We start from the raw sequence: 2,929 nt of genomic DNA, 5'->3' as shown, positions 1-2,929 counted from the left end.
GTGGGGTTAAATTTGTTTGTGACGGCAGGGGTGGCTAAGATGTCGATGATGAATGTTGTCAAAGCGGCTATGCCTTGGGTAGGTGTGATGTTCTTATTCTTAATTATTGTCACTTACGTGCCATGGGTATCCACCTGGTTGCCAACAACGCTAATGGGGCCAGAGATCATCACTAAATAGATCGGACTGGGTTCATAGGTTTATAGGTTTAATGGATCACAGGTACTCGTTGATATGGGAGCATGGATGATTGGATCATTTATGCTCCTCGTTGATTTCTAATAGTCGATGTTAGTGTTCGTGTTTGTAGTCTTCCTTAACGAGTTGATAGCGCTGCATTTTGTCGTAGAGCGTTTTACGTGGCAGTTCAAGTAACGACATGGTTTCTTTGATGCTGCCATTGGTTTGGATTAACGTTTGTTCGATGATGCTTTTCTCAAACTCATTGACTTGCTGGCTAAGTGAGGACTGAATCGTTTTTGATGAGTTGTTGTCGCCTAACTTTCCAAGTTGCCCAAGAAGTACGAATCGTTCTGCGGTGTTTCGTAATTCTCGAACATTCCCCGGCCAGTCGTGACTGAGTATTTTTGCTAATTCGCTATTAGGCAGTGACGTTGCTGCTTTTCCATAGCGGGCAGCGGCAACCAACAGAAAGTGATGAAATAGCGTAGGGATGTCTTCTTTCCGTTCGCGCAAAGGGGGTAAATCCAGTGTGACAACATTTAACCGGTAGTATAAATCTTCACGAAACTCGCCTTGTTGTGCGGCTTGTTTTAAATCCACCTTAGTCGCCGCTATCACTCGAATATTCAGCGAATGCAGTGTATTTGATCCAACGCGTTCAAACTGCCTTTCTTGAAGCACCCGAAGTAGCTTTATCTGGGCTTGCATCGGCATCGACTCTATTTCGTCTAGAAATAAGGTACCATTATGCGCGTGTTCTAGCTTGCCTGTTCGGTGATGTTCAGCCCCGGTAAATGCGCCTTTCTCATGTCCGTATAACTCACTTTCAATCAAGTTTTCTGGTACAGCGCCACAATTGATAGCGACAAAGTTTTCTTCGCGTCGGTCGCTTTGTTCATGTAAAGAACGAGCCACTAGCTCTTTTCCTGTGCCAGTTTCACCAAATAACAATATGTCGGCTTGGGTGTTTGAAATGTGGCTAATCGTATCGCGTAAAGTGCGGATGGTTTGAGTCTCGCCAATGATACGAGGGCCAAGCGTTTGGCTGGCCTTTAACGATCGTTTTAGTGTTTCATTTTCTAATGTTAAGTTGCGCTTCTCGATGGCTCGGCTGATGGTTTTGATTAACCGGTCGGGTGAAAATGGCTTTTCGATAAAGTCATAAGCGCCGGTTTGCATCGAAGCAACGGCCATGGATATGTCGCCGTGCCCTGTGATCAAAATAACAGGAATATCTGGCTGTTGTTGGATTATGGTTGTCAGTAAATTTTCCCCAGAAATGCCAGGCAGACAAATATCACTAACAATCACTTTAGGAGGGCCATCGGCTTTGAGGGCGATCAGGGCTTCCTCTGCAGATGAAAAGAATCGAGCAGTGAGCTCTTCCAACTCAAAGCTTTGTTCAATTGCGATTCGAATATCTACTTCATCATCAATGAAAAAAATGTCGACCATTAGTGTTCCTTAGTATCTATACGTTCCCATTGCTATTTATGAGTTGCAATAGGTAATTTGACTGAAAAGCATGCACCACCGAGCTTGGACTGAGAATAGGTAAGCTTGCCCTTCATCCCCTCAATTATCTGATGTGAAATCGACAGCCCTAAACCAAGCCCATTTTTTTTGGTGGTATAGAAAGGGTCAAAGAGCTGCTTCTCCTGGTGAGGGCTTACGCCTTTGCCGCTATCTTCAATGGTAATGACTACCTCATTGTTTTGGCTAAAAGCACTGAGCAGTATGGTCTTGTTCTGCAGCCCTTCCATGGCTTGTATCGCGTTTGTTAACAAGTTCACCAGAACCTGCTCCAACTGAATTCGATTGATCTCTACCATGGGTAATTGAGACTCGATGGCTGTTGAAAAACTTACCATGTTTGACTTGATTTGAGGCGACATCAGTTCAGTTGAAGCGTCAATCACAGAGGTAACATGTGTGATTGATTGATCCGTGGTCTCTGTTTTTCTGGCGTAAGACTTCAGTTGTTCACTGATTTTAGCCATGCGTTCGGTTAAGGCAGAGATTCGAATTAAATTATCGTTCACTCTGTCGAACTTCTGTTTCTCTAAAAAACGCTTTCCATTGTCGGCAAAACTTCGAATAGCGGCCAAGGGATTATTGAGTTCATGGCTGATGCTGGCGGACATTTGTCCTAATACAGCGAGCTTCGCCGCCTGAATCAATTCTTCTTGCGTTTGTCTCAGCGCCTTTTCGGTTTGCATTCGCTCGCCAATTTCCGCATGTAACTCGGCAGTGCGAGTCATGACTTGAAATTCAAGCCTTTGCTTGGCTTCCATTTGAACTTGTTCTAATTGGCGATGTTTAAGCTTGCGATTCAACAATAATAAAATAGTCAGATATGCAACACTCAGAACCAGAGTGAGGATGCCAATAAACACAAAAGAACTCCAAACCAAGATGCGCTGAGGAGTGAGCACACGAATGGTTAAGGGGAGCTGTGATAACTTTCGAGAAGAATAAAAATAGCTATCTAATAATCGGTCTTTGTTAGGGCTAATCAGTTTTCCTTGAGCAGCAGAAACATCATTGCTGAAACCTAAAGAACGAATGTCGGTATCGAGGTACTGCTGGCTGCCTTTGATTCTCACTCTTTGAGCTTCACTTAATGTAGTTAAACTTTTGAACAGCCAATCAGGTTGGTTTGACATAAAAATCACGTTGTCAGGGTCTGTCACTACAAAAAAGTCTTGTTTTCCGCGCCAGCTTTCTTCTATGAGTGATAAGTCCA

The 2,929-nt window shown here is 43.8% G+C and carries 3 protein-coding genes; 1 reads left to right on the top strand and 2 read right to left on the bottom strand.

Annotated features, from left to right (window positions below; all coding sequences use genetic code 11):
- On the top strand, positions 1-180 hold a 180-nt coding region (locus tag ACP45E_RS04740; RefSeq protein ID WP_069584755.1), incomplete at its 5' end, for a TRAP transporter large permease subunit.
- 111 nt (positions 181-291) lie between these two features.
- On the opposite strand, the gene ACP45E_RS04735 is transcribed toward ACP45E_RS04740, so the two are convergent.
- Complete coding sequence (locus tag ACP45E_RS04735) at positions 292-1,638, bottom strand: sigma-54-dependent transcriptional regulator (RefSeq protein WP_017033957.1); 1,347 nt, start codon at positions 1,636-1,638, stop codon at positions 292-294.
- 32 nt (positions 1,639-1,670) lie between these two features.
- On the bottom strand, positions 1,671-2,929 hold a 1,259-nt coding region (locus ACP45E_RS04730; protein WP_069584754.1), incomplete at its 5' end, for a sensor histidine kinase.

The organism is Vibrio genomosp. F10 str. 9ZD137 (assembly GCF_049974785.1).
Classification (GTDB): Bacteria; Pseudomonadota; Gammaproteobacteria; order Enterobacterales; family Vibrionaceae; genus Vibrio.
Note: the sequence above shows the minus strand (reverse complement) of the source record. Positions and strands in the feature narration are given on the sequence as shown.